15 protein-coding genes are annotated in these 12,766 nt (G+C 72.6%); 7 read left to right on the plus strand and 8 right to left on the minus strand.

Features of this window, described 5'->3' with window-relative positions; translation table 11 throughout:
• Nucleotides 1-27: 27 nt before the first annotated feature.
• Nucleotides 28-276 (plus strand): type II toxin-antitoxin system VapB family antitoxin, encoded by a 249-nt coding sequence (locus JOD66_RS12140; RefSeq protein ID WP_204837131.1) that lies wholly within the window; start codon nucleotides 28-30, stop codon nucleotides 274-276.
• Nucleotides 273-662, plus strand: a complete 390-nt coding sequence (locus JOD66_RS12145; protein ID WP_307823467.1) for a type II toxin-antitoxin system VapC family toxin — start codon at nucleotides 273-275, stop codon at nucleotides 660-662. Before JOD66_RS12140 ends, JOD66_RS12145 begins: the two co-directional genes overlap by 4 nt.
• 6 nt (nucleotides 663-668) lie before the next feature.
• Here the strand turns inward: JOD66_RS12145 and JOD66_RS12150 are convergent, their stop codons facing one another.
• Both JOD66_RS12150 and JOD66_RS12155 read right to left on the minus strand, forming a co-directional pair.
• Nucleotides 669-2,000, minus strand: a complete 1,332-nt coding sequence (locus tag JOD66_RS12150; RefSeq protein WP_204837132.1) for a cytochrome P450 — start codon at nucleotides 1,998-2,000, stop codon at nucleotides 669-671.
• Nucleotides 1,987-2,295, minus strand: coding sequence for a hypothetical protein (locus JOD66_RS12155; RefSeq protein WP_204837133.1), 309 nt, complete (start codon nucleotides 2,293-2,295; stop codon nucleotides 1,987-1,989). Before JOD66_RS12155 ends, JOD66_RS12150 begins: the two co-directional genes overlap by 14 nt.
• A gap of 133 nt (nucleotides 2,296-2,428) precedes the next feature.
• Here JOD66_RS12155 and JOD66_RS12160 point away from each other — a divergent pair, with 133 nt between their 5' ends.
• Both JOD66_RS12160 and JOD66_RS12165 read left to right on the plus strand, forming a co-directional pair.
• The gene (locus JOD66_RS12160; protein ID WP_204837134.1) at nucleotides 2,429-3,670 is read left to right on the plus strand and encodes a sensor histidine kinase; all 1,242 of its coding nucleotides are present in this window, start codon (nucleotides 2,429-2,431) and stop codon (nucleotides 3,668-3,670) included.
• A complete protein-coding gene (locus JOD66_RS12165) occupies nucleotides 3,667-4,347 on the plus strand; it encodes a response regulator transcription factor (protein ID WP_204837135.1) in 681 nt (226 codons plus the stop codon). Before JOD66_RS12160 ends, JOD66_RS12165 begins: the two co-directional genes overlap by 4 nt.
• 58 nt (nucleotides 4,348-4,405) lie before the next feature.
• On the opposite strand, the gene JOD66_RS12170 is transcribed toward JOD66_RS12165, so the two are convergent.
• The 4 genes from JOD66_RS12170 to JOD66_RS12185 all read right to left on the minus strand — a co-directional run bounded on the left by JOD66_RS12170 (nucleotide 4,406) and on the right by JOD66_RS12185 (nucleotide 7,719).
• A complete protein-coding gene (locus tag JOD66_RS12170; protein WP_204837136.1) occupies nucleotides 4,406-4,921 on the minus strand; it encodes a hypothetical protein in 516 nt (171 codons plus the stop codon).
• A 2-nt stretch (nucleotides 4,922-4,923) separates the two neighbouring features.
• Nucleotides 4,924-6,456 carry a flotillin family protein gene (locus tag JOD66_RS12175; RefSeq protein ID WP_204837137.1) on the minus strand — a complete coding sequence of 511 codons (1,533 nt, stop codon included), beginning with the start codon at nucleotides 6,454-6,456 and terminating at the stop codon, nucleotides 4,924-4,926.
• A 42-nt stretch (nucleotides 6,457-6,498) separates the two neighbouring features.
• Complete coding sequence (locus tag JOD66_RS12180) at nucleotides 6,499-6,996, minus strand: NfeD C-terminal domain-containing protein (RefSeq protein WP_204837138.1); 498 nt, start codon at nucleotides 6,994-6,996, stop codon at nucleotides 6,499-6,501.
• A gap of 72 nt (nucleotides 6,997-7,068) precedes the next feature.
• Nucleotides 7,069-7,719, minus strand: coding sequence for a TetR/AcrR family transcriptional regulator (locus JOD66_RS12185; RefSeq protein ID WP_307823469.1), 651 nt, complete (start codon nucleotides 7,717-7,719; stop codon nucleotides 7,069-7,071).
• Nucleotides 7,720-7,764: 45 nt separating this feature from the next.
• On the opposite strand from JOD66_RS12185, the gene JOD66_RS12190 reads away from it, so the two are divergent.
• The 3 genes from JOD66_RS12190 to JOD66_RS12200 all read left to right on the plus strand — a co-directional run bounded on the left by JOD66_RS12190 (nucleotide 7,765) and on the right by JOD66_RS12200 (nucleotide 11,475).
• Nucleotides 7,765-8,460: an NAD(P)-dependent oxidoreductase gene (locus JOD66_RS12190; RefSeq protein WP_204837139.1), complete on the plus strand. Its 696-nt coding sequence runs from the start codon at nucleotides 7,765-7,767 to the stop codon at nucleotides 8,458-8,460.
• A gap of 51 nt (nucleotides 8,461-8,511) precedes the next feature.
• A complete protein-coding gene (locus JOD66_RS12195; protein ID WP_204837140.1) occupies nucleotides 8,512-9,102 on the plus strand; it encodes a TetR/AcrR family transcriptional regulator in 591 nt (196 codons plus the stop codon).
• A 69-nt stretch (nucleotides 9,103-9,171) separates the two neighbouring features.
• Nucleotides 9,172-11,475, plus strand: coding sequence for an MMPL family transporter (locus JOD66_RS12200; protein WP_204837141.1), 2,304 nt, complete (start codon nucleotides 9,172-9,174; stop codon nucleotides 11,473-11,475).
• A gap of 131 nt (nucleotides 11,476-11,606) precedes the next feature.
• On the opposite strand, the gene JOD66_RS12205 is transcribed toward JOD66_RS12200, so the two are convergent.
• A complete protein-coding gene (locus JOD66_RS12205) occupies nucleotides 11,607-12,086 on the minus strand; it encodes a glutathione peroxidase (protein ID WP_204837142.1) in 480 nt (159 codons plus the stop codon).
• Between the two features lie 59 nt (nucleotides 12,087-12,145).
• Nucleotides 12,146-12,763: a nitroreductase family protein gene (locus tag JOD66_RS12210; protein WP_204837143.1), complete on the minus strand. Its 618-nt coding sequence runs from the start codon at nucleotides 12,761-12,763 to the stop codon at nucleotides 12,146-12,148.
• Between the last annotated feature and the right edge of the window lie 3 nt (nucleotides 12,764-12,766).

The raw sequence follows: 12,766 nt of genomic DNA on the forward strand, positions 1-12,766 counted from the left end.
AAGAAAGCCGCCTGTTATTCTTCCTCCATGGCCCTCAACATCAAGGACCCCGAGACGGACCGGCTGGCCCGCGAGCTCGCCGACCGCCTGGGCACCTCCATCACCGAGGCGCTCAAGGTCGCGTTGAAGGACCGGCTCGCCCGCTCGGCGCCACGCATGGACGTCGTGTACGCCGACCTGGTCGCCATCGGCGAGCGTGGCCGGCTGCGCGCAGCCGTTGACGAACGCACCGCCGAGGAGATCGTCGGCTACGACGAGCACGGACTACCGGCGTGATCGCCGTCGACACCTCGGCGCTCGTGGCTATCGTGCTCGGCGAGCCGGAGCTCGAGAGGTTCAGCGCGATCCTCTCCCGAGGGCCGGCCATGGTCTCGTCCGCGTCGCTGACCGAGGCAGCGATGGTGCTCCACGCTCGCCAGGGGTCCGACGCCGTGCAGGACCTGCACCTGCTCGTCCAGCGCGCCGAGCTCGACGTACAGCCGGTCGACGCGGAGCTGGCGTGGGCAGCCCATGCCGCCTGGGTGCGGTTCGGGAAGGGCCGGCACCCGGCGGGCCTGAACTACGGCGACTGCTTCTCCTATGCGCTGGCCAAGACGCATGCCGTCCCGCTCCTGTTCAAGGGAGCCGACTTCACCCAGACGGACCTCACGCCGGCCGGCTGATCCGACTCAGACCCGCACTGCCGTGCGCACCGGCAGCCGCTCGAACCCGCGCAGGACCCGGGTGCCGCGCCGCTCTGGCCGGCCGGCGACGTGCAGGTCGGGATGCCGCTCGTAGAGCGCCCGCAGCGCGACCGCGGTCTCCAGCCGGGCCAGGCTGGCGCCGAGGCAGAAGTGCACGCCGGCGGAGAAGGCGAGGTGCTGGTCGGCGTTGGCGCGGGTGACGTCGAAGGCGTCGGGGTCGGCAAACACCGACGGATCGCGGTTGGCGCCGCCGAGGTAGAGCAGGATGCCGTGACCCGGCTCGAAGACCTTGCCGGCCACCTCGGTGCGGCGCAGCGCGATCCGCAGGGTCAGCTGGACCGGCGACTGGTGGCGCAGCACCTCGTCGACAGCATTGCCCCAGCCGTCGGGGTTCTCGCGCAGCCAGCGCAGCTGGTCGGGGTGGCCGTCGAGCATCGCGACGGCGTTGCCGATCAGGTTCACGGTCGTCTCGAAGCCGGCGGCGAGCACCAGCAGGCCGACCTGGTGCAGCTCGACGGTGTCGAGCCGGTCGGGGCCCTCGAGCCGGATCAGCTGGCTGATCAGGTCGTCGCCGGGATCGGCCTGGAGCCGCTCGACATGGCCGCGGAACCAGGTGTGCATCTCGCGCAGGGCCACCTCCGCCCGGCGGAACTGGCGCCACGAGAGCCCGGGGTCGAGGGTGACCGCGGCCTCGTTGCCGAGCACGAGCAGCCGCTCGCGGTCGTGCTCGGGCACCCCGAGCAGGTCGGCGATCACGGTGACCGGGAGCTGCGCGGCGTACCGCTCGACCAGGTCGAAGTCCTCGACCCCGGCCAGCTCGTCGAGGAGGTCGCCGGCCACGTCGCTCACCCGGTCGCCCATCCGGCCGACCTTGCGCGCGGTGAAGGCGCGGGCGACCTGCTTGCGGTAGCGGGTGTGCAGCGGCGGGTCGACGGCCAGCATCGACGGCGGGTCGACCGGGCCGAGGGTGTCGGGGTCGATCACCTTGTGATGCAGCCAGCGCAGCGGCTTCGGCAGCTCGCCCTGACCACCCGCGGTGCCGAAGGCGTCGCTGCGGAGCACCTCGTTGCAGACCGCATGGTCGACGCTGGCCGAGATGAGGTCGTTGGCGCTGATCACTCCGCGACCGCGCAGCTCCTCGTACGCCGGGAACGGGTCGACCCGCAGCTGCGGGTCCATCACCATCCGGCTGATCAGGTCGCCCTTGCGCGCACCGCGCTGGATCAGCGAGCGCTGCAGTCCGTGGGCGAGGGTCCACGCGGTGAAGGAGCGCGGGAGGTCGACGGCTCGGGCGAGCTCGGGCCTAGGCGAGCGCATGCGTCGTACCCAACTCCTCGTCGGTTCCGTTGTCCAGCACGGCGAGCACGCCCCGGGCCCGCTCGGCGAGAACCCGCCGCTGCTCCTCGAGCACGCGCTCGGGCAGGTGGGTGTCGAGCTGGGTGCTGACGGCGAGCCGCCAGCGGTAGCGCAGCGCCGCCCGCAGGCCGTCGCGGTCGCCGAAGATCGCGGCGAGCTCGGTGTTCCAGGGGAGGGTGGGGTGTGCCTCGGCTCCGAGCTGCTCCTCGATCTCGCGCAGCGCCTGCCAGCGGCGGTGGGTCTCGGTCCAGGTCATGGCTCGAACCTACGGGCGCCGGACGGCACGGACATCGGCCGACGGCAGGCACCTCGCCTCCTACCAGGGGAGGAGCCGGGCGGCCTCCCCCGGCGGGATGACCGGCGGCAGCGTGCTCCCTAGGCTGGTGGGCATGCTGCGCTGGCTGCGGGCCGGGATCGAGGCGAACCTCGACCGGCACCAGATCCTCTACCCGTGGTGGGTGCCGCTGGCGTCCCACCTGGGCCAGGTGGGATCGGTCGTGGTCGCGCTGGTGCTGCGCGACGCGCTCTGGCCGCTCGACCCGCTGCTGCTCTGCCTGCCGCTGGTCATGGTCTCGCCCCTGGTCCAGTTCACGACCAACCGCTGGCTGCCGTGGTGGCTGGACGCGGCCGGCAGCGTGCTCGCGGCCGCGCTGCTGCTCTCCCGTCCGGCGGACGGCGTCCTCGACCTCGCACCGGTGCTGCTCGGCCTCGCGACGGCCGAGATCACCGCCCGCGACGGCGTCCGCGAGGGCCTGTCGGTGGCGGCGATCGGCCAGGTCGTGCTGATCTGGGCCGCCCTCGGCCCCGGGCTGGCCGGCGCGCCGCTCTACACCTTCGAGCTGCTGCTGGGCTTCGTCATCGGCGCCATGCTGCTGTGGCAGATGCGCGCCCTGATCGCCGAGCGGAAGGCCCGCGAGCAGGCCTGGGAGCGCGCGACGACGGCCGAGCGCGAGCGGATCGCCCGCGAGATCCACGACCTCGTGGCCCACTCCCTGAGCATCTCGCTGCTCCAGGTCACCGGCGCCCGCCGCGCCCTGCGCGACGTCGCCGAGGCCGCCAGCGCGGCCGAGACGGCCGAGGCGGTGGCCGAGGTGGACGCGGCGCTCGCCGACGCCGAGCAGGTCGGGCGGCGCGCGATGGCCGACATCCGGCGCGCCGTGAGCGCGATGGCCGACGGCAGCTCCCAGCGCCACGCCCTGCCCGGCGCCGCCGACATCGCCGCGCTGGTGCGCGAGCTGGCCGCCGCCGGCCTCGCCGTCGAGTACGACGAGCAGGGCGACCCGCGCTCGCTCCCCGACGCCGCCGGCCTGGGCCTGTACCGGATCGCGCAGGAGTCGCTCGCCAATGTCGTCAAGCACGGCGACGGCACCGCTCCGGTGCGGGTCCGCCTCTCGGTGACCGGCGCCCGGGCCCGGCTGCAGGTCTCCAACCCGCTGCCCGCCGGGCGGCCGCGTCCCGACGGACTGGGCTCCGGACTGGCCGGGATGCAGGCCCGGGCTGCTCAGCTCGGGGCCCGGCTCGACGCCGGGCCGGCGGGCGGCGACTGGGTGGTCGACGTACGACTGGGGGCGGGGCGCCCCGGCGCCACCCTGCCCTGTGGCCGAACCCTCGGAAGGATGGAGACCGCGTGAGCGAGCCCGTGGTGAAGGTGGTGCTGGTCGACGACCAGGAGCTGGTGCGCTCCGGGCTGCGCCGGATCCTGCGCCGGCGCGACGGCTTCGAGATCGTCGCCGAGTGCGCCGACGGGGGCGAGCTGCCCGCCACCCTCGACCGGCTCGGCGAGGGCGGCGTCGACGTGGTGGTGATGGACCTGCGGATGCGGGCCGTCGACGGGATCACCGCCACCCGCGCGGTGGTGGCGGCCGAGGGTCCCCCGGTGCTGGTGCTGACCACCTTCGACGACGACGAGATGCTCTCGGGCGCTCTGCGCGCGGGCGCCGCCGGCTTCCTGCTCAAGGACTCCTCGGCCGACGACCTGATCCGCGCGGTCCGCACCGTCGCCGAGGGCGGCAGCTGGCTGGACCCGGCCGTCACCGGCCGGGTGCTCGACCGGTTCCGGACCTTCGCGCCCGTGCCGAGCGGCCCGGCACCGGGCGGCGTGGACCCGCTCACCGCGCGCGAGCTGGAGGTGCTGCGCGCGATGGCGCTGGGCCGCAGCAACGGCGAGATCGCGGCCGAGCTGGTGATCTCCGAGCTCACCGTGAAGAGCCATGTCGGGCGGATCTTCACCAAGCTCGGGCTGCGGGACCGACCGGCCGCGATCGTCTACGCGTACGACCACGGCCTGGTCGCCCCCGGCCGCCTCTAGATGAGTGAGTCCAAGGGTCGTGCGTCGTGCGAGAGCTTGGACTTACTCATCCAGGGACCTAGAAGCGGGCGACCGCCTCCCAGAACTCCGTGTCGGGCTTGGCCATGATCCGGTAGTCGAAGAAGGACCCGTCGGTGAAGCTCACCCGGGCGACGGTGACCCCGCCCTGGGCCTTCTTGCCGGTGTCGGCGATCGAGGCGATCGCCTCCCGCGGCACGCTCGCCACCGGGTCGGGCGGAGTGGAGTTCGCCATCATCCCGAAGTCCCACAGCGACAGCCCCTGCTCGGCGAGGACCAGCACGTGCAGGTCGGCGGTGCGCGGCAGGCTCCGGGCGATGCCGTCGTCGTCGCCGCCGACGTGGCGGGCGCCCGAGGCGGCGGTGGCCGCCGCGTCCACGGCCTTGCCGAGCAGCTTGTTCGGACCCGACGCCACGCCGCCGCCGCGCTCGAAGGCGCTGGCGACGACGCGGGTGTGGCCGATCACCCGGAGGCCGGGCTCGATCGCGGTCACCTCGGCGGCGACGTCGACCTCCGGACCGGTGAACGCGGACTTCAGCTTGTCGAGCAGACCCATCCTCAGGCGCCCGCCTCGTCGAGCTCGCCCGCGCCGTGAAGCTCGCCCGGGACCACGCCGTCCGCGGCCTTGCCGACCGACTTCTTGATCAGCGACTCGAGGTCGAGACCGGTCGAGGTCTTGAGCATCTGCAGGGTCTGGGTGACGTTGTCGGTGACCTGCTTGGGCAGCGCGCCGGCGCCGTCGGTGGACAGCACGGTGAGCTGGTCGATCGCGGCGATCGGCGAGGCGACCTCCTTGGCGATCTGGGGCAGCACCTCGATCAGCATCTGGAGCACGGCGGCGTCGTTGTAGTGGGCGAACGCCTCGGCGCGCTTGTCCATCGCCTCGGCCTCGGCCTGGCCGACGGCCAGGGTCGCGGCGGCCTGCGCCTCACCCTCGGCCCGGGTGGCCTCCGCCTCGGCGACACGGCGGGCCTTCTCGGCCTCACCGCGCTTGGCGCCCTCGATCGCCTCGGCCTCGGCGAGCGCCGCACGCCGGCCCTTCTCGGCCTCACCGCTGAGCTTGGTCTCCTCGGCCTTCGCCTGGGCGGCGGCGATGGTGGCCGCCTTGCGGGCGTCGGCCGCCGCGATCTCGGCGTTGCGGCGACCCTCGGCCTCCTGCTCGACGCGGTACCGCTCGGCGTCGGCGGGCTTGCGGACCTGGGTCTCGAGCTGGCGCTCGGTCAGCGCGGCCTGCTGGACGGCGACCTTCTCCTGCTCGGAGAGGATCGCCTGGTCGCGCTCGGCCTGGGCCAGCGGGCCGGACGCGGCGGCCTGGGCGGACGCGGCGTCGGTCTCGGCCTTGATCTCGGCCTGCTTGAGCGCGAGCGTGCGCTGGGCGATGGCGATCTCCTGCTCGGCGGCGATCTGGGCCTGCTCGGCGGCCTGGCGGGCGTTGGCCTCGGCGATCGCCGCGGCCTGCTGGATGCGCGCGGCCTCGGGACGACCGAGGTCGGCGAGATAGGTGCCGTCGTCGGTGACGTCCTGGATCTGGAAGGCGTCGAGGATCAGGCCCTGGCCGGTGAGCGAGGCCTCGGACTCGTCGGCGACCCGCTGCGCGAACGCGGCGCGGTCGCGGATGATCTGCTCGACGGTCAGGCCGCCGACGATGGAGCGCAGCGCGCCGGCGAGCACCTCCTGGGTGAACGGCTCGATGTCGGCCTGCTGCGAGAGGAAGCGCTGCGCGGCGAGCCGGATCTGGTCGGCGTTGCCGCCGACCTTGACGATCGCGACGCCGTCGAGGTTGAGCTTGATGCCCTGGCCGGACACGGCGCCCCGGATCTGGACGGAGATCCGGCGGCTGGACAGGTCCATGGTGGCCTGCTTCTGCACGAACGGGATCACGAAGACGCCGCCGCCGAGCACGACCTTCTGGCCGGACAGGTCGGTGGTCAGCTCACCCGTCTCGGGGTTGATCACCGCCTTGCCCTTGCGGCCGGTGATGATGAAGGCCTGGTTGGGGCCGGCCACCTTGTAGCGGCTGGTCACCAGCAGCACCAGGAGGATGAGCAGGACCACGATGCCGGCGATCGGCACGAGGACTTCGGCGTTCATGACGTCGATCTCCGTTTCGTTGGGTGTGGGAATCGGGGGAGGTCAGGCCTGCCAGACCTCGGTCACGCTGACCGCGGTCGGGGACAGTACGCCGATCACGTTGACCTCGGCGCCGGCCTCGATCGGCCGGTGGGCGCTGGCGTTGAAGCGCAGGGTGTGGCCGCCGACGACGACGCGGACGACGCCGTACCCGTCGGCGGGGATGTCGGTGACGACCCGGGCGACCTGGCCGACCGCGTCGGCGATCGCGACCGTGCCGTCGCTCGGGCCGTCCTTGACCAGACGGGTCAGCCACAGCGCGAACCAGGCGACCACGACGCCGGCGCCGCCGCCGATCGCCAGGGACGCCGGCAGCGGCAGGCCGGCGCCGTCGGAGGCGGCCGCGCCGAAGCCGAACGCGGAGACGAAGCCGCCGATCGCGGCGCTGGAGATCCAGTCGGCCTCGAGTGCCTGGAAGGCACCGTCGAGCAGGTCGCCGGCGACCAGCGACAGGGCGAGCACGACGAGCCCGGCGATGCCGAGGACGAGGAAGACGGTCAACGTGGGCTCCGGTCGGACGGGGAAGGTCCCGGGATCGTATCCGGACAGGCCGTCGGCAAACCGTGCGACCGCTCACGCCTCCACGAGCCGGGCGAGCCCGTCGAGGATGAGGTCGAGACCGAAGCCGAACTCGGCGCGGTGGTCGTAGCCGGGCCGGAGCGCGTGGCTGGTGATCAGCTCGACCAGGTGGGGATAGTCGCCCTCGGGCATGGTCGCCATCATCCCCTCCGCGATCTCCTCGACCTCGGCCGGCGAGTCGAACGGGAGGTTCACCTCGGTCAGCACGAAGCCGAAGACGTACGCGTCGATGACCGAGAACGCGTGGGCCGCGTCGGCGACCGAGAAGCCGCCACGGCGCAGGCTGCCGAGGACGGCGTCGTGGTGGCGCAGCAGCGCCGGGCCGGGCGCCGACCGCGACTCGATCAGGCCGATCGCCCACGGGTGGGCCGCGAGCCGGTCGCGCGCGGACGCGGCCCGGCGGTACATCGCCGGGCGCCAGGGCTCGTCGGGCTCGGGCAGGTCGATGCCACCGAAGACCCACTCCACGAGCGCGTCGAGCAGCGCCTCCTTGTCCCGCACGTGGTGGTAGAGCGACATCGCCTCGACGCCGAGCGCCTTGCCGACATTGCGCATGCTGACCGCGGCCAGGCCGCTGCGATCGGCGACCTCGACCGCCGCCACCACGATCCGTTCGGGCGAGAGCGGGGTCCGGGAGCGGGGCACCCGCGGCACTTTACACGTGTAAGGTCGGCTGCTAGGTTCCCTTACATGCGTAAGGTCGCCATCATCGGAGGGTCCGGCAAGCTGGGCCGCTACCTCATCGGCCACTGCCTCGAGCGCGGGTACGACGTCACCGCGGTCTGCCGCCCCGAGAGCGTCGGCAAGCTGGCCGACCTCGCCGACCGGATCACCGTCGTACCCGGCCGCACCGACGACCGCGCGGTCGTGGGGCGCGCGATCGCCGGGTGCGACGGCGTGCTCACCGTGCTCGTGCCGTTCGGCGTCCACGACTACTCCTCCGGCACCGCGCGGGCGGTGCTCGACCAGGCCGAGCCGGGCGCCCGCCTGGTCTTCTCCTGCGGCTGGCACATCACCCGCGACGGCCAGGACCGCTACACCCGGCGGTTCCGGCTGCTGGTGCGCGCGATGACGGTGCTCGCCCGCGCGGTCCGGTTCGCCGACATCGACGACCAGGTGCGCGCCTGCGACGCGATCTTCGCCAGCGACACCGCCTGGACTGTCGTGCGCGGCAGCGACCTGACCGAGGGCCCCTCCGAGGGCCTGCCGCTGTGGGCTCCACACGTCGGCGACCCGGTGCTGGCGAGCAACCGGACCATGCGCTCCGACTACGCCCTGTTCATGGTCGCCGCGCTCACCGACGACGACCTGGTCCGCGAGGCGCCCGCCATCGTCGGGCGCGGTACGCCGTCGGCCCGGGCCCACCTCGGCGTCGGCGCCGCGTGACGCCCGTCACAAAGTTGCACCAAGCGGATCGATAGTGCAAAGATGCACTCCATGTCCGCCCCGTGCATCAACCGACGCGAGCTCAAGCGGTACCAGACCGCCCTCCGTCTCCAGCAGTGCGGGCTGGAGCTCACCCTCGACCGCGGCTTCGACGGCTGGACCATCGACGACCTGGCCCTCGCGGCCGACGTGTCCCGCCGGACCGTCTTCAACTACTTCGACGGCAAGGCCGACGTCGTCCTCGGTCCCGGGATCGAGGTCGACCAGGCCCATGTCGACGCCTTCATCGCGGGCGGGCCGACCGGCCGACTCTTCGACGACCTGATCCTGCTCGCCCACGAGGCGATCAAGGACCGCACCGACGACGAGCGGATGATCACCCTGCTGCGCGAGGCCGTGGTCAAGGACAGCCGGCTCCTGGTGCTGGTGCACGACCGACTCGAGGAGGCCGCCACCGGCCTGGTCGAGTGCGTGCGCCAGCGCGAGGGCGACGACTATCCCGCCCAACAGGCGCGGCTGCTGCTCAAGCTGATGCTCACCTTCTTCGACAACGCCCTCGACCGGACCTCGGACGACCCGAGCCGGACCTTCACCGAGCACTTCGACGCGACCATCGCCGACGCGCGGACCGCTCTCGCCTGACCCCCTTCCCCCGCCCCGCCCTGCACCGGAGACCCCGGCCGCAGTCCATCCCCATCAGGAGACCCCACCATGGCCCGCCTGCTCTACCGCATCGGCTCGACCGCCTATCGGCGGTGGCCGTTCTTCATCGCCGGATGGCTGCTCGTCGCCGTCGTCCTCGGCAGCCTCGCGGCCGCCTTCTCCAAGCCGATGACCGACGCCTTCTCCATCCCGGGGATCCCCTCGGAGAAGGCCGCCGACATCCAGCAGGAGCTGTTCCCCGAGTCCGGCGACGCGTTCGACGACGCGTCGGTCAACATCGTCGTCGCCGCGCCGAAGGGCCACACCCTCGCCGAGCCGGCGTACCAGACGGCCATCCAGGACCTCATCGACGGCGTCCCGACGCTGCCGCAGACCGGCAACGACAACCCCGGCCTGGTCGCCCCCGCGCCGGCGCCCGAGGGGATGCCCGCCGCGTTCTCCACCCTCTCCGACGACGGCCGGATCGGCACCCTGTCCTTCGAGTGGGACGTCGACTCGCCGTCCGACCTGAAGGCCACGACCATCGAGGACCTCGAGGACCTGCTCGCCGACACCACCGCCGAGACCGGCCTGGTCGCCGAGGCCAACGGTCCCGGCATGGCCGTGATGGAGCCGCCCGGCGGCTCGGCCGAGCTGATCGGCCTCGGCATCGCGCTCGTCGTCCTCGTGCTCACCTTCGGCTCGCTGATGGCCGCCGGCATGCCGCTGCTCAACGCGGTGTTCGGCGTCGGTCTCGGCATGACCGGCATCACCGCCATGACCGCGCTGATGGACATCGGCTCCAGCACCCCGATGCTGGCCACGATGATCGGCCTCGCCGTCGGCATCGACTACACCCTGTTCATCCTGGCCCGCTACCGCACCGAGCTGCACCACACCAAGGACCGCGCCCACGCCGCCGGCATCGCCGTCGGCACCGCCGGCTCCGCGGTCGTCTTCGCCGGCCTCACCGTGCTCATCGCGCTCTCCGCGCTGGCCGTCGTACGGATCCCGTTCCTGACCGCCATGGGCCTCGCGGCCGCCGCCACGGTCTTCGTCGCGGTGCTGGTCGCGCTCACGCTGCTGCCCGCGCTGCTCGGCCTGACCAAGTCCAAGTCCTTCGCCGGCCAGGTGCGCAGGTACGACCCGAAGCGCGACGAGCACGGCCGGGTGCACAACAACGGCGTGCGCTGGGCGCAGCTGCTCGCGAAGGCTCCGGTCGCGTGGACCCTGGGTGTCGTCGTACTGCTGGGGGCGCTGGCCGCTCCGATCTCGCAGATGTACCTCGCCTTCCCCACCGACAGCACCTCGCCGACCGACACCACGCAGCGCAAGGCGTCGGACCTGATGACCGAGGCGTTCGGCCCCGGCCGCGAGGGTCCGCTGCTGGTGGTCGTCGACGGCCGCAAGATCGCCGACGACGACCAGCGCCAGGCCGCCTTCGACCGGGTGGTCGAGTGGGCCGCGGGCCAGGACGACGTCAAGAGCGCCGACCTGGTCGCGACCAACGCCGAGCGCGACGCGTCCGGCGCACCGGTCGGCACCGGCACCGGCGCGATGATCCAGATCGTGCCGTCCTCGGGCCCCGACGAGCCGGAGACCCTCGACCTGCTGCAGGCGCTGCGCGACGGCCAGAGCCGGATCGAGAGCCAGACCGACACCGTCGTCGGCGTCACCGGCCTGACCGCCATCACCACCGACGTCTCCGACCGGCTCAACGGCGCACTGCCGATCTACCTCGCCGTCGTGATCGGCCTGGCGTTCGTGCTGCTGGTGCTGGTGTTCCGCTCGATCCTGATCCCGCTGACCGCCACCCTGGGCTTCCTGCTCTCGGTGCTGGCCACGCTGGGCGCGACCGTCGCGATCTTCCAGGAGGGCGCGCTCGGGCTGTTCGAGGGCCAGCCGATCGTGAGCTTCATGCCGATCTTCCTGATCGGCGTGGTGTTCGGCCTCGCCATGGACTACCAGGTCTTCCTGGTCACCCGGATGCGGGAGGCGCACGTCCACGGTTTGCCCACCCACGAGGCGGTCATCGACGGCTTCCGCAACAGCGCCCGGGTGGTCACCGCCGCCGCGACGATCATGATCGCCGTGTTCTCCGGCTTCATCCTCGAGGACACCGCGGTCGTGAAGTCGATGGGCTTCGCGCTCGCCGTGTCGATCGTCTTCGACGCCTTCGTGGTGCGGATGGTGCTCATCCCGTCGGTGCTCTACCTGCTCGGCGAGAAGGCCTGGTGGCTGCCGAAGTGGCTCGACCGGATCCTGCCGAACGTCGACGTCGAGGGTGAGTCCCTCGAGCGCGACTCGGCTCCGGTGCACGTCGGCGCGGGTCGTGACGACCTTGACGAGGACAAGCGGCTGGCTGGTGTCTGACCGACCCGGCGCGAAGTAGCGCCGCAAACCCGCCGACCCGGCGCGAAAAAGCCACTTTCGCGCCGGGTCGGCGCGTTTTCGCGTGCAGTTTCTGCCGGGTCGGCGGAAATCGAGAGCCAGTTGGGGCCGGGTCAGCCCAGGGCCCGCTCGATGTCGCCGGAGATCTTGGCGGGCTCGGTGGTCGGCGCGTAGCGGTCGAGGACCTGGCCGTCGCGGCCGAGCAGGAACTTGGTGAAGTTCCACTTGATGGCGCCGCCGATCAGCCCGCCCTGCTCCTTCTTCAGCCACTGGTAGAGCGGGTGGGCCTCCTTGCCGTTGACGTCGATCTTGGCGAACATCGGGAACGAGACGCCGTAGTTGCGCTCGCAGAAGGCCGCGATCTCGTCGTCGGTGCCGGGCTCCTGGTGGGCGAACTGGTCGCACGGGAAGCCGAGCACGGTGAAGCCGCGGTCGCCGTAGGAGTCGTAGAGCTCCTGCAGGCCCTGGTACTGCGGGGTGAACCCGCACTTCGAGGCCGTGTTGACGACGAGGACGACCGAGCCGTCGTACGACGACAGGTCGACCTCCTGGCCGTCGATCGCGGTGGCCTTGAAGTCGTGGAGGGAGGTCATGCGGGAAGTCTGGCACGCACGACCCGAGCGCGGGCCCGGTCAGCCGCGGTCAGCCGCGGTCAGCCGCGGTCGGCCACCGTCGGGCCGGACGGGGTGAGGCCGGGCCAGGCCTCCCCCCACGCGCCGTACGCCGTCTCGGCGAGCGGGCGCCGCTGCCGCTCGCGGTGGTCGCGCTCGGCGTCGCGCTCGGACACCTCGGCCGGGTTGCCGCGCACGCCGACGGCGATGCCGGCGAGCAGCCGCGCGGTGTCGGGGATCCCGAGCGCCTCGGCCGCGCCGTCGTGGTCGAACCCGCCGAACTGGTGGGCGTGCAGCCCCATCGCCCGCGCCTGCAGGGTGAGGTGGGCGGCGGCCTGGCCCACGTCGTGGGTGGGGATGAGCACGTCGCTGAGCTCGACCCCGTCCTGGCCCAGCATCACCACCGACAGCAGGACGACGGACGCGCGCGGCACCCATCCGGAGTTGCCGCGGCTCAGGTGCGGGACGAAGGCGGCGTGCTGGGCGCTGCCGCGCGGCGCGACGACGAAGCGCCAGGGCTGCCGGTTGCCCGAGCTCGGCGCCCACTGCGCGGCTTCGAGGAGGCGGGTGATCTCGGCGGCGGTGAGCTCGTGGCGGGCGTCGAAGACGCTCGGGCTCCAGCGGGAGCGCAGCGGCTCGGCGATGTCGACCGGGTTCATGGG

Source organism: Nocardioides nitrophenolicus, from assembly GCF_016907515.1.
In the GTDB taxonomy this organism is placed as follows: Bacteria; Actinomycetota; Actinomycetes; order Propionibacteriales; family Nocardioidaceae; genus Nocardioides; species Nocardioides nitrophenolicus.